Genomic DNA, 24,471 nt, shown 5'->3' with positions numbered 1-24,471 from the left:
AACGCTTGCATTTTTATTTTTATCTTGTTAGTATTAAAATCAATTCGAAAGAAGAGTAGTACCATATATTGATTTCAAAGAGAGCCGGTGGCGCTGTGAACCGGTATTTCATATATGTGAATGGACTTCTTTATAAACAATTAATTAAATATAATTTTCATGAGCGGACCGGTTTTAACCGGTCAATACAGGTGGCACCGCGGATTCCCGTCCTTAATATTTTATATTAAGCACGGGAATTTTTTTACGTTAATTTAATATCAGCAGAGGGATATAGTAGCAGCAGTTTTACGTTTCACAGAGAGCCGGATTTGGTGGGAGCCGGCAGCGTGTTCTGCAGTGAATTGGGTTCCAGTTTTAAATTCTGCCCGGGTAATGCCGTTATACATTAGAGTGAAGCGAAAGTTTCAACAGAGGTGGTACCGCGGTTAACATCGTCCTCCATGACAATAAGTCATGGAGGATTTTTAATTTTAAGGAGGAATATATTATGACATTAAATATTACGACGGTAACTGAAGCAGCGACAGCGAAAGTGGAAAATGGAAAAGATTTAACATATAAAGAAATGCACGAGTTTTTTACTGAAGTTCTGGATGGCGGAGTAACAGATGACGAGCTGCGGGAATTTATCGTCGCTCTAAGTGATAAAGGTGAAACAGTGGATGAAATTACAGCGATTGCCGAAGTGCTGAAGTCATATGCGAAAGATATTCCGGACGTAAATGATAAAGTCATGGATAACTGCGGCACGGGCGGAGACCGCTCACAGAGTTTCAATATATCGACGACCTCTGCTTTTGTCCTTGCAAGCTGCGGTGTAACAATTGCGAAACACGGCAACAAGAGTGTGACGAGCAAGACTGGAAGTTCAGATGTACTGCAGTCGCTCGGTGTGAATTTAAACTTTGATGCTAAAAGAGTGGCACACGAACTTAACGAATCAAATATTACATTTTTAAGCGCACCGCATGTACATCCGAAGATGGGACAAATTATGAGAGTAAGACAGACACTGAAACGTCCGACAGTATTTAATTTTATCGGACCGTGCATCAGCCCGCTGAATCTTGATTATCAGTTTTTAGGCATATACGATCGTAAAAAACTGCTTACGATTACACAGGTGCTGAAGCGTCTCGGACGTGAAAATGCCGTTGTATTGAACGGTGCGGGGCATATGGATGAAGCGACTCTGCTCGGTGACAATCACCTCGTATTTTTACGAGGCGGGGAAATAGAAGAAGTTGTGATTGATCCGACGGACTACGGCTTAACACTGTGCGACAAAAGCGATATTGCAGGCGGGGACGGCCGGGAGAATAAGGAAATTCTGGAAGCAGTGCTGCAGGGCACAGCGACCCGCGCACAGCTGGAAACTGTACTGTTAAACGCAGGTATCGGACTCTTTGTGGCTGACAAAGCAAAATCTGTCAGCAAGGGTATTCAGGCAGCAAGAGAAGCAGTGGAATCCGGCAGAGCATACGCTAAGCTGCAGGAAGTAATTAAAAACAATGAGGAGGCAGACAAATGACGATACTTGATGACATTGTGGAAGTAAAAAAAGAAGAGCTGCTCAGATATCCGGCTGAAGTCGATTTGATTACAAGAGAAAAACCGAGGAACTTTACGGCGAGCCTTAACCGGAATAACGGCATCGCTCTGATCAGCGAAGTAAAACGCGCCTCTCCTTCACAAGGCGATATCAATGCAGTCATGGATCCTCTCACACAGGCGGAATCATACGTCAGAGGCGGTGCAGATGCCGTCAGTGTCCTGACAGAAAGCCGGTTTTTTAAAGGGAGCTTTGATGACTTGGAAGCCATTGCACAAACAGTCGATGTTCCGGTGCTGAACAAGGATTTTATTATCGATAAAAGGCAGATTAGCCGGGCTTATAATCACGGTGCGGATATCATTCTGTTAATCGTGACCATCCTCGATGATGATGCTCTATCGAAACTTTACAATTACGCGAGTTCACTTGATTTAAACGTTATCGTTGAAGTGCACAACGAAGAGGAATTGAAACGGGCACTCAAAATTTCACCTGAAATTATCGGTATCAACAATAGAGACTTAAAAACGTTTACTGTCGATATTGGCAATACAGAGGATCTGCTACGGAAATACGGCACAAATGATATTCATTTCATCGCCGAAAGCGGCATTCATGCTGGAGAAGACGCAGAGCGCATGAAGCATGCGGGCGCGTCGGGCATGCTGGTGGGGGAATCATTAATGCGTGCAGCGAGCATCGAAGAAAAAATTAGGGAACTGAAAGCGGGTAAAGTATATGAAAGTTAAAATCTGCGGTATTAAAACCGTCGAAGAAGCACAGCTTGTTGCTCAGGAAAGACCGGACTTTATCGGCATGGTGCTGGCACCGAGTAAACGCCGGATCAGTCTTGATACAGTTAAAGAAATTACAGACAGTCTGGAAGGAACAGGTATTAAAACGGTCGGCGTTTTCGTTAATCCGGCGAAAGAAGAAGTGGATGAGGCTTTAAACGATGCGGGACTCGACTATATACAGTTTCACGGAGATGAGGATAAAGATTTTGTCGGACAGTATCAAAGCCGTGCTATCAAAGCCTTTCCTTCAAACTCAAAATTATCATACAAAGAACGCTTCGATTTCCCTGCGGAATATATACTGATCGACAGCCCTAGAGAAAAGTACTACGGCGGCAGCGGTGTTGCCTTTAACTGGTCCGAACTGCCGTTTAGTGAGATTGAGGAATCAAGGCTCGCTCTCGCAGGCGGTTTAAATCCCGGCAACGTCGGCAAGGCTGCAGCTGCGGTAGCACCTGCTTTAATTGACGTCTCCAGCGGAGTTGAAACAGACGGTTTCAAAGATTCAAAAAAAATTGCAGATTTTATAAAAATTATCAGAGGTGAAGAATAATGATAGAAACATATAAATATCCCGACACAGACGGGAAGTTCGGCGAGTTCGGCGGCACTTACGTTGCAGAATCGTTAATTGCCACTTTAGAAGAATTAAAAGAAGCATATAAAAATGCACAGGAAGATCCAGAATTTAAGCGTGAATTTGATTACCTGATGAAAGAATACGTCGGCCGGGAGAATCCGCTGTATTATGCAGAACGGCTGACCGAAAAACTTGGCGGTGCGAAAATATATTTAAAACGCGAAGATTTAAACCACACCGGTGCTCATAAAATTAACAATGCAATCGGCCAGGGACTCCTGACTAAATATATGGGTAAAACGAAGGTCATCGCAGAAACAGGCGCAGGCCAGCACGGTGTAGCAACCGCAACAATCGCAGCCCTGCTCGGGCTGGAGTGCAAAGTATTCATGGGTGCAAAAGATGCTGCACGCCAGGAACTGAATGTATTCAGAATGGAGCTGCTCGGTGCAGAAGTGATTACAGTCGACCAGGGGACAGCGACCCTTAAGGATGCGGTGAACGAAGCGATGAGATACTGGGTTCAGCATATGGAAGATACACATTATGTTATTGGCTCGGCGCTCGGTCCGCATCCCTTCCCTCAAATAGTGCGTGACTTCCAGAGTATTATTTCTAAAGAAGCAAAAGCGCAAATATTAGACAAAGAAGGTCGCCTGCCGGATAAAGTCGTTGCTTGTATCGGCGGAGGCAGCAATGCGATGGGAATGTTTTTTAATTTTATTGAAGATAAAGATGTTGAATTAATCGGCGTCGAGGCAGCAGGGAACGGTATTGACAGCGGTAAAGTCGCAGCTGCAATCAACCGAGGTTCTGTAGGTATTGCCCACGGTGCAAAAATGCATATGCTGCAGGATGACAACGGCCAGCTGCAGGGGACGCACTCAATTTCTGCCGGTCTTGATTATCCCGGTATTGGGCCAGAGCACAGTTTCCTGTTCGATACGAAACGTGCGAGTTATGAATACGCTTCTGATAAAGAAGCGCTGAAAGCGTTCCAGGAATTATCGAGAACCGAAGGTATCATTCCGGCGCTTGAAAGTTCTCATGCGCTTGCCTATGTAATGAAAATTGCGCCTGAGCTTCCTGAAGATGAGATTATTGTCGTATCACTGTCAGGCAGAGGCGATAAGGATGTTGAAATGGTTAAAGCAGAACTGGAGGCGGGAAAAAATGACTAAAAAGCGTATAGAAAAAATGTTTGCGAAGCTGAAGGGAACGGATGATAAAGCGTTTATTGCTTATATTATGGCAGGAGACGGCGGCCTCGATACACTTCCGTACAAGATTAAAACGCTGATAGACGCAGGGGTGGATCTGATTGAAATCGGCATTCCTTTCAGTGATCCGGCAGCAGACGGTCCTGTTATTCAAAAGGCGGGCATCCGTGCTTTGGAAGAAAACGTCAGCCTCCGTCAGATTCTCAAAAAGCTTCGCGAAATTAAAGATGATATCAAGGTGCCGTATGTGCTGATGACTTATTATAATCCAGTATTTCATTATGGCCTCCGGGAGTTCACAAAAGATGCAGAAGCATCCGGTGTCAGCGGAGTAATCGTGCCGGATGTTCCTCTCGAAGAAGAGCCGGAGCTCAAAAATGAACTTGACGCTGCCGGTATTGCAATTATCCGTCTCGCGACCTTAACGACGTCAGACGAGAGGCTCGAACATATTCTAGACGAAGCGGAAGGTTTTATATATGCGGTAACAGTTAACGGAGTGACCGGCAAAAGAGCCGGCTACAGCGGAGAAGTATTTGATAATTTGAAACGCATTAAAAGTAAATCCGGGGTGCCTGTCTGTGCAGGTTTCGGCATTACTTCTGCAGATGCTGCCAAAGCGCTCGGTGAACATTGTGACGGAGTGATTGTCGGATCAGAAATTGTGGAAATGTTTCACCGCTGCGAAGAAGAAAAAATTAAAAATCTGATCCCGAAAAAGCATGCGGGTCATGCTAAATAACGATAAATCGTCATTAATCGTGTTATAATAAGTGAAAATAATTTGATATTCTATACTAAAAGACTATATTACGAATATAGTCTTTTAGTATTTTTACAGTGAGGGAAAACACTTGAATGAATTAATTGATCTTTTGACGACTGAACAGGGAATAGAAATGTTATTTCAAAAATTTGAAGACCTGGGTTTTATCATCGGTTTTCTGCTCGTATTTATCGAGTCTTTTCTGCCGTTTTTGCCGCTGGTAGTCATCGTGATTTTAAATATTAACTCCTACGGTGTTATTATCGGTTTTCTTGTCAGTTATACTGCGAGTGTTGCCGGCAGTTACTTAGTGTTTCTGTCAGTCCGCAGCTTGTTCAGAAAGCCGGCTCAGAGATATATAGAAAAACATGAAAAACTTAACCGCATGCTTAAATTTATCGATGAGCGCGGATTTACATTTTTATTTATTCTGCTGTCGCTGCCGTTTACACCGTCATCGGTCGTGAACGTTATCACAGCTTTATCTAATGTCAGAAGACATGTATACTTATATATATTATTAGCGTCGAAATTTATTATGATATTATCGATGACACTCGTCGGTTATGACATAACTTCGTTTTTTGACTCACCGGTAAAACTTATACTCTCATTGGTATTTTTAGCAGTACTTTATCTTCTGTCCAAATGGTATCAGAAGTACCTGGAAAGAAAAATGAAAAAATAAGAGGTGTCGTAATTGGCAAAAGAAATCCGCGAATGGGCAGTTGCTATAATAATCGCAATCGCTGTAATTGCTGTAATCAGAATATTTCTCTTCGTTTCATTTTCAGTCGACGGGCTCAGTATGGATCCGACGCTGGAAGACGGCGACAGAGTCGTCGTTAACAAATTTATATATGATCTAACAGATATCGAACAGGATGATGTTATCGTCTTCAACTCAGGGGAAGATTCAGCTTATGTTAAACGTGTTATGGGCGTACCCGGCGACACTGTTGAGATGATTGACAGAACAGTTTATTTAAACGGCGAACCGCTGCAGGAAGATTACGTGGTGCATCAGGGTGAATCGTATATGGATAACTTTACTCTCAGTGATCTCGGCGTTGAAGGAGACACCATTCCTGAAGGGCATTATCTTGTACTCGGGGATAACCGTCCGATAAGCCGTGACTCAAGAGACTTCGGTTTAATTACAGAGGATGCAATTATCGGTGAAGTACAGCTGAGATTCTGGCCGCTGAATGAGATTGCTATTGATTTTTAATTATAAATATTATCAAAAGGAGATATTAGAGAATCTAATATCTCCTTTATTCAAGCGGGGAGGCATAATGGATGGGGATTACCATATGGACCGGTACGAGCGGTACCGGTAAAACAAGCAGTATGTTTGATGAAATAAAAGAACTGACGAAAGATTCACCGCTCGGTTCGAATATATATATCGTTACGCCGACGCAGAACACGCTGAGCTATGAGCAGCTGATTACCCAGCCGGAAGATGGTCTGGTTACCGGCAGTATGCGGACAAGCGTCTTCAGTTTTACGCGTCTGATGTGGCATGTTTACAACGAACTCGGACAGCCCGAGAAAGAATCTCTGTCCGAGGCGGGCCATGTTATGTTCATGCATAAGCTGATGAACGATATGAAAGAATTTTTAAATTACTATCAGACATCCGGCGGCTATATAAAATTTTCAGAAAAAGTACTGGAGCAGATTACAGAATTCAGAGCTTACAACGTTAATCCTGAAGATTTAAATAACCTGCAGTTTGAGAGAGGCAGAACGACGGAAAAATATGAAGATTTAAATAAAATATATTCCAGATGGAGTGAACAGATTGCGGAATATAATATAGAAGATTTAAATATGATTCAGAATTTTATCGATGATATCAGCCGGACAGACAATATACGCACCTTAAATAAAGCGACGATATATATCGACGGCTTTCATAACTTTACCGAAAGTGAATTTGCTTTAATCTATGCGCTTGAAAAGAAAGTGGCTCAGATTAACCTGCTTTTAACGCACCGTAAATCAGATGACAGCGAGCAGGGGGTAAGGGATGTTCTCCTGTTCAGAAAAACTGAAGCGGTGGTAACCCGGCTGCAGGAACTGTTCGGTGAGCATTATGTAGAATTCCGGCATTTCGATGACGAATTTCTGAGAGCAAAACGCACCGGCCTGACCCAGCTTGAGAAATATATTACAACTGGTAAAAAGATGACAAACTTCGATGGGATTACTATTACTGAAGCACCGTCTGTGCAGGAGGAAGTCATTGAAACCGCAAGAAATATTGAAACGCTGGTCCGGGAAAGAGGCGCTAAATATTCCGATATCGGTATTCTTTACCGGGATGCGGCTTATGAGGAATATATAAAAACAACATTTAAGAGATTTGACATTTCTTATCATATGGATGCCGATCATTATATGCACTGCAACCCTTTTACCCAGCTTATTATTGCTCTGCTTGAATGTTATAAAAGCCGTTTTCAGAGTTCGTCATTCCTGAATGTTCTGAAAACCGGCTACTTAAACAGCGGAGACGACGATAAACTGCTCGCCCATCTCGAGAATATTATTATCGAGCGCGGTCTGACGGGTACTGAACTGTTCGACGATGAACGCTTTCAGATTGAATACCGTCTGGATGCAGAAGGCATGATTGACCGGATTGATAATTCTGAATCTCTGAGCGAAATGATCGATTATAAAAATAAACAAATCAGCCGGCTCAGGGAATTTTTCAAGTCTCTGGATGCGGGAACAACGGTAAAAGATTACATTACGGCAATCTACAGCTTTATCGTGGATAACGGTATATTAATTAAACTGGAAGATGAAATACATGAGCTCGAAGAAACCGACGTCCGTCTGAGAAACGAAACTGAGCAGTCTTATAATTTATTCATCCGTCTGCTGGATGACAGTTATACAGTTTTCAAAGATAAGGAAACCGAGTTCTTCCTGTTTTATGAAACGTTTATAGACGGCTTGAAAACTGCCACATTTAATACGAGACCTGCAACGATAGACCAGGTAATTGTCGGTTTGCTCGACCTTGCTAAAGTGGAAAATAAAAAATATATTTTTATAATAGGTATGAACTATAATGTAATGCCCCAGGAATCCCGCAGCACGACGATAGTGACAGATGAAGAAAAACTCGTTCTCGGAACGAGGGGCATTACGCTGTCACCAAGCGCAAGAACACTTGCACAGGATGAACGCTTTGTCTTTTATCTCGGTGTCACACGTCCGACAGAAGGACTGTTTATCAGCTGGTCATCGACTCTGCAAAACAAAGAAGCGACTAAAATCAGCCCGTTTGTTGCAGAATTTCTGCCTGCTGTGGATGAACGGGTCTTGAACTTTACTTACAGGAAAACAGCGCATTACGACGTGGAAAATTCAATCCGGCTGATTTCAAGCTTGCGCAGCATGGAAGCACTGGAACATTTTAAACTCCGCCAGCTAATGTCAACCGGCAAAGAATATCTTCATGATTTAAGCAGTGTGCCGCAGTACAGACACTTTATCTCTGTCTATCAGCTGCTTAAATCTGGAGACAGACAGGCGGTAATTAACCGTCTGACCAGAAACCTGACTTATGATAATAAAGCGCGGGAAATTAACAGCGCGACCGCAGAAGCGCTGTACGGCTCAGAAATGAAAGCCAGTGTGTCGCGCTTTCAGTCATATTTCAATTGTAATTTCCAGCATTTTTCAAATTACGGCCTGAAGCTCAATGTCAGACAGAATCATACGGTAAGACCGCTTGAAATCGGTAACCTTTATCATAATGCATTGGAAAAAGTTGCAGCAGATCTCGGGATGACGCTGCAGCACGATGATGACATTATTAAAAGTACGGTAAAAAATGCGGTGGACACGGTACTCAGAACGATCAGTTACGGCATATTTGAACGCTCGGAATACTATTTATCGCTGAAGGAAAAAGCAGTGCAGGCGATTACGACCACCCTGCTCTTTATGAAAGATATTGAAAAGCTCGGAAATTATAAAATGACGCTGATCGAAGCGGTATTCGGCAAAAAATCAGATGAACTGGGCGAGCTGATTCTCACCAGTCCAAATGGTAAGAAAATTATTCTGCGCGGTAAAATAGACCGGGTGGATACGTATAAAAAAGACGGCAGAGTGTATGTCAATATTATCGATTATAAATCGAGCGCCCGGGATTTAAGAAAGGCGGATGTGCTGAACGGCGTCGAACTGCAGATTATTACGTATATGTACGTGCTGATGGAGCGAGCAGAAGAGCTGCTCGGCGGTGAGATTTTCCCGAACTCGATGCTCTTTTACCATGTTAACGAACCGAAAGTTAAAGCAGAAGATGCTGATGAAGCACACAAAGAACGCCAGAGTGCCTTGAAACCGAAAGGTCTGTTCGTTGCAGACAGTACTGTATCGAATATTGACGGCAACAAAGGGCTTGAAAATTTAATTGAAGAGACTGAAAATATTAATGAATACTTTCCGCTGCAGGAGAAAAAAGACGGTACTTTTAACAGTCATTCTAAAAAACGGGTGCTGTCGGAAGAAATATTCAAACATTATTCTCTTTACGTGATGGAGAAGTTTAAAACTGCGACAGATGAAATCTACGATGGGCACACGCTTGCGAACCCAATCGATACAAACGGCGGCCTGCCTTGCCAGTTTTGTGATTTTAAAGCAGCCTGCCATATAGATAAATTAATCAATGCAGAAGATTACCGGACGAACCGTATTACGGACGAGGATATCGAAGCATTTGAAAGCGAGGTTCACGATGGTTAAATTTACCGAAGCTCAAACTAAAGCGATCGAGACAAAAGGCTCGGATGTCTTAGTATCCGCAGCTGCGGGATCAGGGAAAACAGCAGTGCTCGTTGAACGCATTAAACAGAATATTATCGAAGGTAATTATTCTATAGATGAAGTATTCGTTTCAACGTTTACTAATAAGAGCGCAAAAGATATGAAGGATAAAATCGAACGGGCGCTCCGCGAGACTTATAATGAAACGCCTGATCCGCGCTTAAAAGAAGAGATTATTAAACTGAACGATGCGCATATATCGACCTTGCACAGTTTCTGTCTGTACTTAATCCAGACGCATTATAATGCAATCGGGCTGCCCCCTGATATGCGTACACTCGGCCAGGTCGAGTCGGAAATCCGTCTGCAGAGAGTAATTACGAATGTGCTGGAGCAATTTTACGTTAATGCTGATGAGGACTTTTTAAAGCTTGATCAGTTTGTGACCAGCAATAAGGATAACGCTGCTCTTCATAAGCTTGTCTCAGACCTTTATCATGTTGCAGTCGCCACGAAGGAGCCCGATCTTTTTCTAAGAAGCATGTTTGACCAGTATATATCAGAAGATAAACTGACGGAGATTCTGGACAGCTATAGAGCAGTTATCGGCCGTAAATTAAAGAAATTGGATGAGGATCTTTATACGCTTAAAGCGGAGTATGATAATGCCGAACGCGATGAGGATTTAAAAGAGAAAGCGGTTGATGATGCCTACGAAAAACTGGCTGTGATGCACAAGTATGTGCTGCAGGCGCTCGAGTCTTTCAGCCGTGAAGGGTACTTTAAACTTCCGCCGGCAAAGCTTGTCACAGGCACAAATGCATTTATTAAAGGTGCTGCAGCTTTCGGCAATGATTTAAATGAACGCTATAATAAACCTGCAAACGCTTTGTATCAGGAACTCGGCAAGCTGAAGCAGTACACGCTTTTAGATGTGAGAGCGGAACTCAGTCCGCTGAACGGCATGAATAATCAGCTGATCAGCATTGCCATGGACGTAATTAGCGAGTACAAGAAAGATAAGCAGTCGGCAGGGGAGATGGATTTCAACGACTATGAACATTATGCGCTTGATATTTTAACTGCGGATGACAGAGAAATTGCGAACCGCTACAAAGAGCAGTTCAAAGAAATTATGATTGATGAATACCAGGACATTAACCGGGTGCAGGAAGCGATTATCCAGCTCTTAAAGTCCGGGGGAGAAGAGAATGGCAATCTGTTTATGGTCGGTGACGTTAAACAGTCTATTTACCGTTTCAGACAGGCTGCCCCGGATTTATTTATCGACAAAAGCGAACGTTTTAGTAAAGATGGCAGCGGTACACTCATTCAGCTGAACAGAAACTTCCGTTCACGCGCAGAAATCCTCGATGCCACAAATCTAATATTTGAAAATATTATGGATAAAGATCTTGGGGAAATTGATTACACGGATGAAGAAAAACTGATTAAGGGTATCGAGGCAGCAGAACCCGAATCGCCTGTTGAGGTGCTGCCGGTTATATACGATAAGAGTTTAAAATCCGGAGAAGCGGATGAGCTTGAAATTAAACAGATTGTTAAACTCGTGCAGGATCTGTATAAAAGGGGCGCGGCTTATCAGGATATCGTTATTTTAAACAGAAACCGCTTCGCGCCTGACGTCATGCGCCATGAATTCCAGAAGGCGGATATTCCTGTCAGCATCGACATTAATAAAGGATATTTTGAAACGTTTGAAATTTTAACGATGCGGAGCATATTATCACTTATAGACAACCCGCTGCAGGATGATCATCTGGCAGGTGTGATGCGGCTGCCGATGTTCGGTTTCAGCGAGGAGGAAATTGCTCAAATCCGCATTTCTTCCGAAGAAAAATATTTATACGAGGCTTTGACTGAATACAGCGGTGACGAAAATATATTAAGGAAAACCGAAGAATTCATCAGTACATTTAGTGAACTTAAACTTCATGCCAAATATTTAAGTGTGCCGGAACTCATTTCGGAAATATTTTTTGAGCTGAATATACTTGAATTTTTCAGCGGTCTGGCCGGCGGTTCAGCAAGACGGGCTAACCTGAATGGACTGATTGACAGAGCACTGGAATTTCAGTCGATGAATAATACAAGCTTATATCAGTTTATCAGCTACATTGATTTCTTAATTTCCGAAGGCAAGGATTTTGGTGAAGAAGGTTCGCTTGAGAATACAGATGATGCGGTACGTGTGATGACCATTCACAGCTCCAAGGGACTCGAGTTTAAACATGTTATTTATGCCGATTTGAAACAGAACTATACGCTCACTAAAGTGACGCGTGTTTATGTTCATCCGAAACTTGGAATTGTTTTTAACAATTTTAATGATGAACTGAACTACCATTACGACAGTATTCACGGCTTCGCTGCTAATGATTTCCTGAATATTGAGCAGCTGAGTGAAGAATTAAGGCTGATTTACGTTGCGCTGACAAGAGCGGAGGAGAAATTGTATCTGCCGCTCATGTTTAAAGGTGAGGCGGAATATAAATATGATTTCAGCAGCATGGAAAAACCTTCTTTTGAAAGACGCGCGGAGCTGAAATCGGCCATGGACTTTTTAGCGCCTGTCGTTATGCAGGCACAGGTTCCATATATTGAAGTTAAGGAAACAGAATTTCGGGCCGGAGAAGAAAATGAGCGGACGGAATACGCAAATCTCGAAGATATCGATGCGCTTAAAGCAGATATTATCCCGGAAGTACGGGAACGGTTATTTTATACTTACCCCGATCCTGATGATACCGAAGTAACCACTAAGGAATCGGTCACTTCTATTAAACGCAGAAATGAAACGATTCCGGATGACGCGGAGTTTATCAGCCATACAAGTGAAGTAAATCTGCGCGAGCCGAATTTTCTTCAGAATTCACTGGAAGCGCCGGTTTTCGGGACGATTATGCACGAAATGATGATGCATATTATACACCAGTGGCAGACGCTCAGCGTCATGGAGGACAGTGCAAAAACCGCCTATATTGATGCGCTCATCGATAACTATAGTGAAAATTATGAACTTCTCAGTACGGTGCATATTAAAAAGATGAAGGAAAATGCAGTGCGGTTCTTCAATGATAAGATGATGAATGATCTTTTGAATGAACAAGAGGGGATTTATACGGAGCTGCCATTTATAATGAGTCAAGAAGCAATCGGCTATGCGGAGCATCCCGAGCAGATTGTTCAAGGTATTATAGATTGTCTTTTAGAATATGAAGATCATTACATTATTATCGATTACAAGACAGACCGTGTTAAAGGAACGAATTTAACAAAGGGAGATCTTCGTGAAAGATACAGCACACAGATGGATATTTACACGAAATCAGCAATGGCATCACTTAACAAGCCGGTAACAGCCGTGCTTTACTTTTTTGATTATGGGGCGATTCCAGTTGAATAATTCAAATAGAAACATTTATTTTATCGGCGGAGTGTCGCTGTTCTTACTATTTATACACAGCGGGCAGTATTTTATGATGCCGCTTAATGAAATCAATCCGTTCGAATATTTCTTCGGCGGGGATCTGAACGTTTTTAATATCGTCGATATTATTACTGGCGGTTCTGTTATACCGCTTATCAGTATTATAATCGGCTATCTTCTCAGCCAGTACGGCTATACAGGCAAAAAACATCTGGTTAAGGTACTTGTTATTGCGTTTGTACTCTTGAGTCTGAATGCTGGCCTGATCTTTGGTTTTGACCAGCTGCCTTTTGTAATACTAATGGCATTTATCGGTTTAATATTTGTGGGACGCCACTGGATTATAACACTTGCCGCATCGCTTATATTATTTGCGCTGCATTTAATGTTTAATGTTGTGCTTGAAATTATTACAGGACTGAACTCCAATATTCAGCACATGTATTCAGGTATTCAGCAGGTGAATGAATTTATCAGCACCTACAGGAGCACGGATTATCTGGCAATGGTCAATATGAATATTGATATACTGACAGGAATCGGTACAGACGGAATATTTAACGCAGTTTTTGTAATTCTGCCGTCAGTGCTTCTCGGCATTGCCTTAAAAGAATTGAATTTTACGGGCTTTATTAAAGACAGTCCGTATATAAGCGGCGGCATCATTATGGTGCTCCTCGCCGGCGGTATCGCTGTAAAGCTTCTGCAGGTGCTTTCTCTCGGTACAATTACAGGAAAAACCCTCGGTGAAGGCTTCGGCGGTCCTGTTACAGCGATCGGTTATTTTATGATACTTGTCTATATTGCTGACGCTGTTCCAAAACCGGTGTTTACGCTGTTTTACAATCTGGGTAAATACGGATTAACTTCCTATATATTATTCAATATTCTGATGATGTTCGTATTTTATGGTTTTGGTATAGCGATGTACGGACAGATTTCAATCCAAATGCTGCTGTTCATCGTTTCGGCAATTTATATACTGCTTATTATCTTTGCAAATCTGATGGCTGCCTATAATATTCAGGCGCTAGAACAGACTTTTCAGACAAATAAGAAAATGAAGCGGGAATAATTAAATAATATTTGTTATACTGTATGAAAGAAAACAAAGGAGATTGTCCAATGAAATTTTTAACTTTTGAATATGAAGACAAGAATTATTATGGTGTCAAAGTAAAACGTGAAGACAGTGCATGGATTATTCCGCTCTTATTCCAGGATTTCAGTGATGTTAAAGATTATCCGGGAACATTGCTCGAAGGTATTACTGAGTACCACACATTGGATTTTCAGGAACTTGTCAGAAAGCTTGTTGAAAGTGCAGAAGCGTCTGATAATGCAGATAAGTACAAGGCACCGTTTGAAGATATTAATATTATGGCGCCGGTTAAACCGCCGAATAACACAATCGGCTTTGGCCGCAACTTTAAAGCGCACACTGAAGAGATGAAAAGTGAAGTTGAATTGTATGTTTTCACAAAAGCAAACTCAAGTCTCGTCGGTGATGAGGATACAATATCTTCGTACAGCGATGTGACTGAACAGCTGGATTATGAAGGGGAACTCGGTATCGTTATCGGGAAAGAAGCAAAAAACATAGACAGCTCGATGGCTTATGATTATATTTACGGCTACACGATTGTCAATGACATTTCAGCGAGGGAATTGCAGAAATCACACAAACAGGCATTCTTATCGAAAAGTCTGGCTACTCCAATGGGGCCTTATATCGTTACTAAAGATGAAATTCCAAACCCGCAGGATACAACAATTGTTACTAAAGTGAACGATGAAATCCGTCAGGACGGCAGTACTTCATTAATGGTAAGAAAGATTGATGAACTCGTTGCAGAATTATCGAAATATGTGACACTGCAGCCGGGAGACGTTATTGCATCAGGTACACCTGCAGGAGTCGGGGCGGGCATGGATCCGGCAGGCTTCTTAAAAGCGGGAGATACAGTACGTGTTTCAATTGACGGAATTGGAACATTAACGACACACATTAAGTAAACATTCCATGATATACTACTACAGGAAACATTAATGTAGAGGGGGAATCAGACGATGTTACATTTACACCTGACAGCTATTATTGTTTCATTTATATTATTTATAGCTGTTTACGCTATGTACAAAAAGAATAATACTGCTGAAAACAAACCGGCGTTTATTCTGCACATGGTGCTGAGAGTGTTCTATCTGCTTGTATTGTTCAGCGGAATCATGGTTTACGTCGGTAATATGGAAGGCATCAGCAATGCAGGTTCGCACATGCAGTATGGTATTAAAGCACTGCTTGGTATTCTTTCAGTTGGATTTATGGAAATGGCAATTGTAAGACTGAAGAAAAATTCCAGAAAAGCGACCGGCCTTTTAATTGTTTGTCTTGTACTTATTATTGCGACAGTTATTATGGGTGCGATGCTGCCTCTAGGCATGCTGAGCTTCTAAAACAAAAGAATAATCTTAATGCCGGCCTGTTAAATTTTAACGGGCCGGTATTTTATATGTTCTGTGTTAAAATAAAATTTATGAACAATTAGTGAAACGGAGTCTTAAAGAACTGAAATTTAGTATACTGATTACTATACGAATAAAAGGTAGGATAAAATTATGAAGAGAATACTAGCGCTTGTGAGCATGATTTTGGCAGTGCTGTTTATGAGCAGTCATACAGTATCAGCCGAAGAGAATACATATGACAGAATTTATATGATTACTGTCGACCGCTTTTTAAATAATAATACGTCAAATGACATCGGCGTAACAGAAGACGGAGACCCTTTTTATCCGTATGGCGGGGATTTTGACGGCATCGTTCCATATCTCGAGTATATTAAGGATATGGGCTTTAATACAATTATGCTGTCACCGGTAACAGAGCGCGGCGAAGATGATTATCTCGGGTATGACGTTACAGATTACGGCTCTATTTCCGAAGCCTACGGCAGCCCGGAAGATTTTGAAAAACTGCTTGCCGAAGCTCATGAACTTGAGTTAAAAGTCATTGTCGATATGCCTGCTGTTGCAACAGATGATTATACAGCACTGGAAACACCGGCATTTAATAATATCCAGGAAGAATATTATGAAGATATTGGGCGGGAGATTATCGACCTGAATGATGCCGGCAACCAGGAAACATACCGTGCAATGGTTCAGGAATTTACAAATACTTACGATGTTGACGGTATCAGCATGTTTGTGAATCAGGATGGACTGAATGCTGAAGAATTTTTACCTGAAAATATTGATACTTACGGGATTTTATCGACTGAAGAATTAACGGCTGAAGGATTTGACACTATAGCAAGAGAAGGATTCAGAGCTGATCTCGCACAGACATACGGCGGCATTGATCAGGAAATTCCTGAATTTCCGGAAGATGAACAGCTGATTATGGCAGACCACTGGTTCTCAGAAAGGTTCACGCACAGTGCTGCTGAACAAAATATGTTTCCGGGTACAAGAATACAGCAGCTGGCGAACTATTTATACGCCTACCGCGGCCCGAGTGCGATGACCTACGGCACAGAAGTTGCATTTAACGGAAGCAGCTATCCGGAAGTGCATCCGCAAATGGATTTCAGAAGTGATAAGGAAGTTATTGAGTATCTTGAGAACATCGCTGTAGTTTACAGGAATCACGAAATTATGCTGGCACCGGAATCAGAAACTGAGACGATATTAAACGAAGACGGACAATATTTGGTTAAATATTATACAGCTGATGTTGATTACATATTGAATGTAAACAATACGGCTGAAACAAAAAGTAATACGATAGAACAGACAGCTGAAGAAGAAGGGAAAGTACTGAGCGGTATGCTCATTGGAGATATGATTCGCCCGCATGACGGAGAATATATCACCGTGCTCGACAGAGAAGAAACAGAATTGTATTCGATTATTGAAGAAGCAGGCTTTAACAATGGATACTTATACGCAGCAGTTTTAATCTTTGGTATATTTGCAGTCTTTGTCTGGGTGGCAGCGAGCCGCAGCAGAAAAAATAAAGCAAAAAGAATGAAAGACAGAGAATAATAAATAACAATAAAGCCGCATTCCTTTGAAGGAGTGCGGCTTTTAATATTTATAAGTCTTCAGCTTTTTCAATCGCTTTATAACCGACCATATTAATTACATCTTTCGGACTGGAGAAAGGCGGTGAATATCCGACTTCGATATTAATTAAGTCGTATACCGTGCCGCCGAGACGGGTATGGGCTGATAAGACATCGATACGTTTATCAGCGCCCTCTGTCCCGACGACTGCAGCTCTTAGTATAAGTCCACTGTCTTTTGAGACATAGACTCGTATATGAATCGGTGAGGCATCCTTCATATAGCCGGATTTATTTTTCTGTTTCTGATCGACTGTAAAGTGAGGAATTTCAGCGATATCTTTTTCCGATAAACCGAAAGTTGCGATATTATAATCGAAAAACTTCACAATGTTTGTGCCGAGCAGGCCTTCGTGGGTAATCGAACGGTCTCCAGCAAGCTGGTTTGCAATAATATGGGCCAGTCTGTGAGCAGGCCAGGCCAGGGCGGACTGGATAGTCATCTCAGGTACATGCTGGAAGTGAGTCATCACAGCGTCGCCGAGCGCATATATATTATCGATATTCGTCTGGCCGTTTTTATTAATAGGAATAAGACCGTCTTTTAAAGTAATGTTTGAGCTGTTTAAAAACTCCGTGTTCGGTGTGATGCCGACACCTGTAATAATAAGCGGTGCATCGATCGTTTCACCATTTGATAATACTGCTTTACCGCCATCAACATAGTCAATTTCCGTATTCAGTTTCAGCGTGACTCCTTTTTCGGTCATCGCTTCATAGAGTACTCCGTTCATATCCGCTTCGATATTTTTATAAATCCGTTCATCGCGCTGAAGCATTGTGACCTTAATGCCCCGCTTCGTTAAGTTCTCGGTAACTTCGAGTCCAATATATCCTGAACCGACAAGGACAGCTTCTTTAATATTATTCTCTTTTATAAACTTCACGATATAATCCAGATCTGCCAGTTTATGCAGTGAAAATGTCTGTGCTGCATCTTTTACTGCAGGCAGTTTTTTAGGTGAGCCCCCGGGAGATAAAATTAGATAATCATACGAATCGGTAAACTCTGTATCGCTGTTTTTATCGTATACAGTAACTGTATTTTCTTTAGAATTTACAGCAGTGATTTCGTGTTCCGTCTTCACAAAAATATTTCTATCTCTAAATTTCTCAGGTGTCATATTCGTAAGGCTGTCCCATTTTTCAACATCGCCGCCGATATAATACGGCATGCCGCAGGAACCGTAACTGATGTCACGGTAGCGTTCGTAAATAACAATTTCTATATCGGGATTTAAACGGCGGAGTTGAGATGCAGCAGTGGCACCGCCTGCTACACCTCCAACTACTATAACTCTAGTCATATTATTTACCGTCTTTAAAATAGAAAAGGGCGATGGTGCCGTCGCCTGTATGTGAACTGATTGTCGGTCCAATACTGGAAATATCAATTGTTTCCAGACCGGTCTTTTCAAGCAGCTGCTTTTTTAAATCATTTGCAGATTTTTCTGCATCAGCATGAACGATATGGCCATGGCCGGAAGCACCTTCTTCATTTGCAAGTTCGACCATGCGTTTGAATACTTTTTTAATACCGCGGTGCTTTTCTACAGGAACCAGTTTGCCTTCTTCGATATGAAGCAGCGGTTTAATATTTAACAATCCGCCAAGAAAGGCTGAGCCTTTAGATAAACGGCCGCCTTCAGCTAAATAGTTCAAATCGTTAACTGTAAACAGATGTCTGATATATTCAAGGTCCGACTTAACTTTCTTGATAATCGTTTCCTTGTCATCTCCCTCGGCAATATATTCGGCTGTCCGCTCGACAATCAGTCCTGCACCGTAGCTCGCAGATTGCGTGTCGATAACTGTAATATCGGCGTCAGGTGTTTCTTCAAGCACTAGATCACGGCCGATTACAGCACTTTGGAATGTCCCTGACAGATTGCTTGAAAACCCGATGTAAATAACACTTTCACCCTGGTCAGTATATTTTTTGAAAAGTTTTTCAAATGCATCCGGATTCGGCTGGCTGGTCATCGGACGCTTGCCGTCTTTGATAGCCTGAATCACTTCCTCGCTCGTAATTTCAAACTGGTCAAGGTAGCTTTTATCATCAATCTGTATCGTTAAAGGTAAAACGTCAGCACCAAGTTCCTGTGCTTTACTGAGAGACAGATCTGAACAGCTGTCGATTATAAGTTTCATAACTATTTCCCCCTTAAGATTTCAGGCGCAGGTCAAAAAAGTCATTCAGGAAATGACCAATGCCGTCATTGTTGTTGTTTGTTTCAGTAACGTAGTTTGCAATTCCTTTGATGTCGTCGATGGCATTCTTCATAGCAACACCGTGCTCAACATACTGAAGCATTTCAGTATCGTTATCCTCATCACCGAAAGCGATAGTGCGGTTCGCCGGAATATTTAAAAACTCTCTGGCGTAGTCGACACCGACAGCTTTATTGATACCTTTTTTAATGATTTCAAGGACTGGATAAGGTGCACCCCAGCGGCGCTGTTCGATAACTTCCGCAAACAGTTCATCAAGCGTTTGCCGTATGTGAGGCATTTCAGATTCTTCAGCCTGTACGAGAATACTTGTGACATCTTCATTTACAGTTTCGTATAAATTGCCGACGCTGATTTTAGGATCGCCCATTTTAAAAGCATCAAACAGTACGCTGTCGTGATAGTGTATATATATATTATCCTTAACTTCGGCAACAATATTTTTTATATTGAGTTCCGGTACTTTTTTTGCAATTTCTTTAGTAACATCAAGATCGAGAGTTTCATGTTTTATCTTGAAATTGAAATCGGTCGGATGGTGAACAAATGCACCGTTAAAGTTAACGACTGGAGTCGTCATTTTTAATTCTTTATAGTATGGAACACTTGCCCGGTAGGGACGCCCGGTAGAGATCATCAGTTCGTGCCCTTGTTGCTTAAGTGTTGTAAGCACTTCTTTTGTGAACGGAGTAATTGTCTTTTCATCCGTCAGCAAAGTGCCGTCTAAATCTAAACAGATTAAATGCTTGTCCATATAAATCTCCCTTTTGTATGTGTTTAATTAAAATGATTCTTCTTAATAATAGCATTTATATTTATTGAATGTATAATTTTTGTTATAGTTATGGTACATACACAACAGTAAGGAGTGATAAGTTTGGATAAAGCAATGGAAGAAAGCATGTACGGTGCGTTAGAGAATGTTATTGACCCCGAACTTGGTATAGATATAGTGAACCTTGGTTTAGTTTATGGTGTAAACCTTGATGACGAAGGTAACGCAGGTGTGGAAATGACTTTAACTTCAATGGGCTGCCCGATGGGACCGCAAATTATGGGACAGGTAGAACACTCGCTGCTCGAACTGCCTGAAGTCAAAGATGTGCAGATAGCAATCGTCTGGAACCCGCCATGGGATAAGGACAAAATGACACGCTATGCAAAAATCGCACTTGGTGTCAGCTAAATCTATTTACAAAAGGAAAGACCGCGAAGATATTCTTCGCGGTCTTTTTTATGCCCATATTAACTGATACAGTATTGAAAATGCGCCGAGTGCAAAACAATAATAAGCAAAGTAAATCAGGTTGCCGTTCTGCATGATATTCTGCAGCCATTTTACTGCAAAGTACGTTGCGATAACCGTCACGATAAAGGCAAGCAGATATGCGAGCCATAATGTATTCATGTTCGGGTCGTTAACAATATCTCCAACAGAAATTAATGCTGTACCGAGAGAAACCGGAATATATAAAAGGAATACAAAACGCAGTGCATTCTTCTGGCTTAAACCGACCGCGATAGAACCGACAAGTGTCGCTCCGCTGCGGCTGATCCCGGGTGTCAAGGCAATACATTGTGAGAGACCCACAATAATTGAGTCTTTAACAGTGATGTCACCGTCGCGTTTTTCTCCGCGTTTATTTTTAATAAACCAGAGCGCAAGACCGGTAAATAACAGCATAACACCGACGAAACCAACAGAAATATTGTCGCCGATTACATCTTTTAATAACAGACCCGCAACGCCGACCGGAATCGTAGCAATAATAAGACAAATTGTATATTTAAAATCGGTCACTGCATCGTTATCTCTTGCACCTTTAAAAACAAATCTCCATAAATTTTGAAGAATACTGATAATATCTTTTCGGTAAACAGCGAGTATTGCAATCAGCGAAGCTGTATTCAAAAATATTTCGAACGAAAGACCAGTCGCTTCTATGCCGAACAGTTCACGTGCAATGACCAGGTGTCCGCTCGATGAAACTGGAATCGGTTCAGTAAGCCCCTGCAGCAAACCTAAAAATACATATTTAATAGTAGTGATAATATCCAACTTTAAAATTCCTCCTTAAATACCCATCAATAAATATATGATAAATTCCTCAATATTGCTATTAATTACTTGATTTAAAGAAGAAAAAGAGTATAATTAAATTATGGTCAAAAAAGGTCAAACATATATGACCTTAATTTTACTTAGCTGAGGTGAAGTAAATTGGATATTAATAAAATGACTTTAAAAGTACAAAACATTATCGAACGTGCACAGCAGTATGCAGTTGAGCTTAAACTGCAGTCCATTGAACTGGAAGCAGTATTAAAAGCTATGCTGACAGCAGATGAAAGCATGAGTGCAGATATACTGGAACGTGCCAACATTAATACAGCAAATATTATTAAAGAATACGACAGGAAATTAAAAACTTATAATGCAGTAACCGGAGACGGCGTTGAATACGGTGTCTATATGTCTAATAGTTTTTCGCGGCTCTACAGCACAGCAGAAAAACAGATGACTGCCATGGAAGATTCCTTTATCTCACAGGAGCACCTGCTTTTAGCAGCTCTTGAAGAAGATAATATATTAAAAGAAGCAGTTGGAAATAAAGCGGACATTATTAAAGAAATCATTAAGAAAATCAGAGGAGGAAATCATGTGACGACACAAAATCCAGAAAACCAATATGAAGTACTTGAAAAATACGGACGCGACCTTGTCGAAGAGGTGAAAAACGGCAATGTAGACCCGGTAATCGGCCGGGATGAAGAAATCCGCGATACGATTCGGATACTGAGCCGTAAACGCAAGAATAATCCGGTTTTAATCGGGGAGCCGGGTGTTGGTAAAACAGCAATCGTCGAAGGACTTGCTCAGCGCATAGTGCGTAAAGATGTGCCAGAAAGCCTGCTCGACAAAACAGTATTTGAACTCGATTTAACATCACTTGTAGCGGGAGCGAAATACCGCGGTGAATTTGAAGAAAGATTAAAAGCAGTATTAAAAGAAGTTAAAGAATCCGACGGCAGAATTATTCTCTTTATCGATGAAATACACATGCTCGTCGGTGCCGGTAAAACAGACGGCGCGATGGATGCCGGGAATATGCTGAAACCAATGCTTGCAAGAGGTGAGCTGCACTGTATCGGTGCGACAACGATTAATGAATACCGGGAGTATATTGAAAAAGATTCGGCTCTTGAGAGACGTTTCCAGAAAGTTCAGGTGCCTGAACCGGACGTCGAAGATACGATTTCAATTCTCCGCGGACTGAAAGAACGTTATGAAGTGCACCACGGTGTAAGAATTACCGACCGTGCGCTTGTTGCGGCAGCAGAATTATCAGACCGTTATATTACCGACCGTTTTTTACCGGATAAGGCAATCGATTTAATGGACCAGGCAAGTGCGACAATCCGCACTGAGATGGGCTCTAATCCGACTGAACTGGATCAGATTAACCGCCGCGTAATGCAGCTCGAAATAGAAGAGCAGGCTTTAAAAGGCGAGAAAGATACAGTGTCGGCCAGCCGTCTGGCAGAACTGCAGACAGAACTCAGCGATATTAAAGAAGAGCAGACAGCACTGCAGAACAAAGTAGAGAAAGAAAAAGAACAAATCGGCAGAGTAAATGACAAGCGTGCCGAAGTCGATAAAGTACGTCAGGAACTGGAAGAAGCGGAAAATAACTATGAGCTGGAACGGGCCGCCGAACTCCGTCACGGCAAACTGCCGCAGCTTGAAAAAGAACTCGCTGAATACGAAACAGAGATGGAAAATTCAGTCGATGAAGATCGTATTATCAGAGAAGTCGTAACCGAAGAAGAAATCGGATTTATCGTCAGCCAATGGACAGGTATCCCGGTAACGAAACTCGTCGAAACAGAAAAAGATAAGCTGCTTAAATTATCGGATATACTTCACGAGCGTGTGGTCGGCCAGGACGAAGCGGTTGATCTCGTTGCCGATGCTGTTATCAGAGCTCGTGCGGGTATTAAAGACCCGGACAGACCAATCGGAAGCTTCCTGTTCTTAGGACCGACAGGCGTCGGGAAAACGGAACTGGCGAAAGCACTTGCAGCAACGATGTTCGATTCAGAAAAACATATGATTCGCATCGATATGAGTGAGTATATGGAAAAACATTCGGTCTCAAGACTAATTGGAGCACCGCCGGGATATGTCGGCCACGAAGAAGGCGGACAGTTAACAGAAGCAATCCGCCGCCAGCCTTATTCAGTTATTCTTCTGGACGAAGTGGAAAAAGCACACTCTGATGTGTTTAATATTCTGCTCCAGCTCCTTGATGAAGGCCGCCTGACTGACTCCAAAGGCCGGAGTATCAACTTTAAAAACACAATCATTATCATGACATCAAATATCGGGTCACAGCACCTGCTCGATACAGTAGTTGTCGACGGTGAACTGAGCGATGAAACGAAAGATATCGTCATGAGTGAAGTGCATCAGTACTTTAAACCTGAAATTATAAACCGGATGGATGATATTGTTATGTTCAGTCCACTAACTCAGAAAAATATGGGTGCAATTGTCGACCGTCTGATTGCAGACTTAAACAGACGACTTGCTGCACAGCATATGTCCCTAGAAGTAACTGAGAGCGTTAAAAATTGGATAGCTGAAAGCGCCTATGAACCGCAGTTTGGCGCACGTCCGCTGAAACGATTTATACAAAAACATATCGAAACACCGCTCGCAAGAAAACTCATTGCAGCCGATATGACAGAAGGACTGCATATTAAAGCAGACTATATAAACGATGAATTAGTATTCGATATCGAGTAAATAAAATGAAACCCTCCTGAAACTTTGATTGATATGCTCCCCCTAAAGTAGACACTTAAAAAAGTAAACTACTTTAGGGGGAGTTTTCTCTTGAAATCAAACATAAGGTATTCAACGAATGAAC

The 24,471-nt window shown here is 41.9% G+C and carries 19 protein-coding genes; 15 read left to right on the top strand and 4 right to left on the bottom strand.

Translation table 11 applies throughout. The annotated features are described in order from the left end of the window. Positions 1 to 490: 490 nt before the first annotated feature. The 13 genes from trpD to DFR63_RS10725 all read left to right on the top strand — a co-directional run bounded on the left by trpD (position 491) and on the right by DFR63_RS10725 (position 17,225). The gene (gene trpD / locus DFR63_RS10785) at positions 491 to 1,534 is read left to right on the top strand and encodes an anthranilate phosphoribosyltransferase (protein WP_115885954.1); all 1,044 of its coding nucleotides are present in this window, start codon (positions 491 to 493) and stop codon (positions 1,532 to 1,534) included. Then, positions 1,531 to 2,307: an indole-3-glycerol phosphate synthase TrpC gene (trpC, locus tag DFR63_RS10780; protein ID WP_115885953.1), complete on the top strand. Its 777-nt coding sequence runs from the start codon at positions 1,531 to 1,533 to the stop codon at positions 2,305 to 2,307. The genes trpD and trpC overlap by 4 nt, the downstream gene beginning before the upstream one ends. Further along, complete coding sequence (locus DFR63_RS10775; protein ID WP_115885952.1) at positions 2,297 to 2,908, top strand: phosphoribosylanthranilate isomerase; 612 nt, start codon at positions 2,297 to 2,299, stop codon at positions 2,906 to 2,908. The genes trpC and DFR63_RS10775 overlap by 11 nt, the downstream gene beginning before the upstream one ends. Continuing rightward, on the top strand, positions 2,908 to 4,116 hold the full coding sequence (trpB, locus tag DFR63_RS10770; RefSeq protein WP_115885951.1) for a tryptophan synthase subunit beta: 1,209 nt from the start codon (positions 2,908 to 2,910) through the stop codon (positions 4,114 to 4,116). Before DFR63_RS10775 ends, trpB begins: the two co-directional genes overlap by 1 nt. Then, positions 4,109 to 4,897 (top strand): tryptophan synthase subunit alpha, encoded by a 789-nt coding sequence (gene trpA, locus DFR63_RS10765; RefSeq protein ID WP_115885950.1) that lies wholly within the window; start codon positions 4,109 to 4,111, stop codon positions 4,895 to 4,897. The genes trpB and trpA overlap by 8 nt, the downstream gene beginning before the upstream one ends. Before the next feature lie 112 nt (positions 4,898 to 5,009). Continuing rightward, positions 5,010 to 5,609 carry a TVP38/TMEM64 family protein gene (locus DFR63_RS10760; RefSeq protein ID WP_115885949.1) on the top strand — a complete coding sequence of 200 codons (600 nt, stop codon included), beginning with the start codon at positions 5,010 to 5,012 and terminating at the stop codon, positions 5,607 to 5,609. 12 nt (positions 5,610 to 5,621) lie between these two features. Continuing rightward, positions 5,622 to 6,152 carry a signal peptidase I gene (gene lepB, locus DFR63_RS10755; protein ID WP_115885948.1) on the top strand — a complete coding sequence of 177 codons (531 nt, stop codon included), beginning with the start codon at positions 5,622 to 5,624 and terminating at the stop codon, positions 6,150 to 6,152. A 71-nt stretch (positions 6,153 to 6,223) separates the two neighbouring features. After that, the gene (locus tag DFR63_RS10750) at positions 6,224 to 9,703 is read left to right on the top strand and encodes a PD-(D/E)XK nuclease family protein (protein WP_115885947.1); all 3,480 of its coding nucleotides are present in this window, start codon (positions 6,224 to 6,226) and stop codon (positions 9,701 to 9,703) included. Beyond that, positions 9,696 to 13,151, top strand: a complete 3,456-nt coding sequence (gene addA / locus DFR63_RS10745; RefSeq protein ID WP_115885946.1) for a helicase-exonuclease AddAB subunit AddA — start codon at positions 9,696 to 9,698, stop codon at positions 13,149 to 13,151. The genes DFR63_RS10750 and addA overlap by 8 nt, the downstream gene beginning before the upstream one ends. Beyond that, the gene (locus DFR63_RS10740; RefSeq protein ID WP_162842346.1) at positions 13,144 to 14,250 is read left to right on the top strand and encodes a DUF418 domain-containing protein; all 1,107 of its coding nucleotides are present in this window, start codon (positions 13,144 to 13,146) and stop codon (positions 14,248 to 14,250) included. The genes addA and DFR63_RS10740 overlap by 8 nt, the downstream gene beginning before the upstream one ends. A gap of 50 nt (positions 14,251 to 14,300) precedes the next feature. Further along, positions 14,301 to 15,191: a fumarylacetoacetate hydrolase family protein gene (locus DFR63_RS10735; protein ID WP_115885944.1), complete on the top strand. Its 891-nt coding sequence runs from the start codon at positions 14,301 to 14,303 to the stop codon at positions 15,189 to 15,191. 54 nt (positions 15,192 to 15,245) lie between these two features. After that, on the top strand, positions 15,246 to 15,632 hold the full coding sequence (locus tag DFR63_RS10730) for a DUF1516 family protein (protein WP_115885943.1): 387 nt from the start codon (positions 15,246 to 15,248) through the stop codon (positions 15,630 to 15,632). 162 nt (positions 15,633 to 15,794) lie between these two features. Then, the gene (locus DFR63_RS10725; RefSeq protein WP_115885942.1) at positions 15,795 to 17,225 is read left to right on the top strand and encodes an alpha-amylase family glycosyl hydrolase; all 1,431 of its coding nucleotides are present in this window, start codon (positions 15,795 to 15,797) and stop codon (positions 17,223 to 17,225) included. Positions 17,226 to 17,274: 49 nt separating this feature from the next. On the opposite strand, the gene DFR63_RS10720 is transcribed toward DFR63_RS10725, so the two are convergent. From DFR63_RS10720 to DFR63_RS10710, 3 genes are read right to left on the bottom strand one after another with little or no spacing between them, the layout of a single operon-like run. Next, complete coding sequence (locus DFR63_RS10720; RefSeq protein ID WP_115885941.1) at positions 17,275 to 18,612, bottom strand: CoA-disulfide reductase; 1,338 nt, start codon at positions 18,610 to 18,612, stop codon at positions 17,275 to 17,277. A 1-nt stretch (position 18,613) separates the two neighbouring features. Beyond that, positions 18,614 to 19,456, bottom strand: a complete 843-nt coding sequence (locus tag DFR63_RS10715; RefSeq protein WP_115885940.1) for a DegV family protein — start codon at positions 19,454 to 19,456, stop codon at positions 18,614 to 18,616. 13 nt (positions 19,457 to 19,469) lie between these two features. After that, positions 19,470 to 20,291 (bottom strand): Cof-type HAD-IIB family hydrolase, encoded by an 822-nt coding sequence (locus DFR63_RS10710; protein ID WP_115885939.1) that lies wholly within the window; start codon positions 20,289 to 20,291, stop codon positions 19,470 to 19,472. A 135-nt stretch (positions 20,292 to 20,426) separates the two neighbouring features. On the opposite strand from DFR63_RS10710, the gene DFR63_RS10705 reads away from it, so the two are divergent. Next, positions 20,427 to 20,723 carry a metal-sulfur cluster assembly factor gene (locus tag DFR63_RS10705; RefSeq protein ID WP_213810032.1) on the top strand — a complete coding sequence of 99 codons (297 nt, stop codon included), beginning with the start codon at positions 20,427 to 20,429 and terminating at the stop codon, positions 20,721 to 20,723. A 48-nt stretch (positions 20,724 to 20,771) separates the two neighbouring features. On the opposite strand, the gene DFR63_RS10700 is transcribed toward DFR63_RS10705, so the two are convergent. Beyond that, complete coding sequence (locus DFR63_RS10700; RefSeq protein ID WP_115885938.1) at positions 20,772 to 21,596, bottom strand: undecaprenyl-diphosphate phosphatase; 825 nt, start codon at positions 21,594 to 21,596, stop codon at positions 20,772 to 20,774. A 162-nt stretch (positions 21,597 to 21,758) separates the two neighbouring features. Between DFR63_RS10700 and clpB the strand changes: the two genes are divergently transcribed. Next, entirely contained in the window at positions 21,759 to 24,347 is a 2,589-nt protein-coding gene (gene clpB, locus DFR63_RS10695; protein WP_115885937.1) for an ATP-dependent chaperone ClpB, read from the top strand. The last annotated feature ends 124 nt before the right edge of the window (positions 24,348 to 24,471 follow it).

Source organism: Jeotgalicoccus halotolerans, assembly GCF_003387165.1.
GTDB classification, from domain to species: domain Bacteria; phylum Bacillota; class Bacilli; order Staphylococcales; family Salinicoccaceae; genus Jeotgalicoccus; species Jeotgalicoccus halotolerans.
The sequence above is the reverse complement of the archived record's forward strand: the minus strand, read 5'-3'. Positions and strand labels throughout refer to the sequence as shown.

Excerpts from the sequence above, each read along its gene's own strand:
- trpC (WP_115885953.1), top strand. The coding sequence starts at position 1,531 with ATGACGATACTTGATGACATTGTGGAAGTAAAAAAAGAAGAGCTGCTC.
- trpD (WP_115885954.1), top strand. The coding sequence starts at position 491 with ATGACATTAAATATTACGACGGTAACTGAAGCAGCGACAGCGAAAGTG.
- DFR63_RS10710 (WP_115885939.1), bottom strand. The coding sequence starts at position 20,291 with ATGGACAAGCATTTAATCTGTTTAGATTTAGACGGCACTTTGCTGACG.
- DFR63_RS10775 (WP_115885952.1), top strand. The coding sequence starts at position 2,297 with ATGAAAGTTAAAATCTGCGGTATTAAAACCGTCGAAGAAGCACAGCTT.
- DFR63_RS10725 (WP_115885942.1), top strand. The coding sequence starts at position 15,795 with ATGAAGAGAATACTAGCGCTTGTGAGCATGATTTTGGCAGTGCTGTTT.
- DFR63_RS10705 (WP_213810032.1), top strand. The coding sequence starts at position 20,427 with ATGGAAGAAAGCATGTACGGTGCGTTAGAGAATGTTATTGACCCCGAA.
- DFR63_RS10735 (WP_115885944.1), top strand. The coding sequence starts at position 14,301 with ATGAAATTTTTAACTTTTGAATATGAAGACAAGAATTATTATGGTGTC.
- DFR63_RS10730 (WP_115885943.1), top strand. The coding sequence starts at position 15,246 with ATGTTACATTTACACCTGACAGCTATTATTGTTTCATTTATATTATTT.
- DFR63_RS10715 (WP_115885940.1), bottom strand. The coding sequence starts at position 19,456 with ATGAAACTTATAATCGACAGCTGTTCAGATCTGTCTCTCAGTAAAGCA.
- DFR63_RS10750 (WP_115885947.1), top strand. The coding sequence starts at position 6,224 with ATGGGGATTACCATATGGACCGGTACGAGCGGTACCGGTAAAACAAGC.
- addA (WP_115885946.1), top strand. The coding sequence starts at position 9,696 with ATGGTTAAATTTACCGAAGCTCAAACTAAAGCGATCGAGACAAAAGGC.
- DFR63_RS10720 (WP_115885941.1), bottom strand. The coding sequence starts at position 18,612 with ATGACTAGAGTTATAGTAGTTGGAGGTGTAGCAGGCGGTGCCACTGCT.
- trpB (WP_115885951.1), top strand. The coding sequence starts at position 2,908 with ATGATAGAAACATATAAATATCCCGACACAGACGGGAAGTTCGGCGAG.
- trpA (WP_115885950.1), top strand. The coding sequence starts at position 4,109 with ATGACTAAAAAGCGTATAGAAAAAATGTTTGCGAAGCTGAAGGGAACG.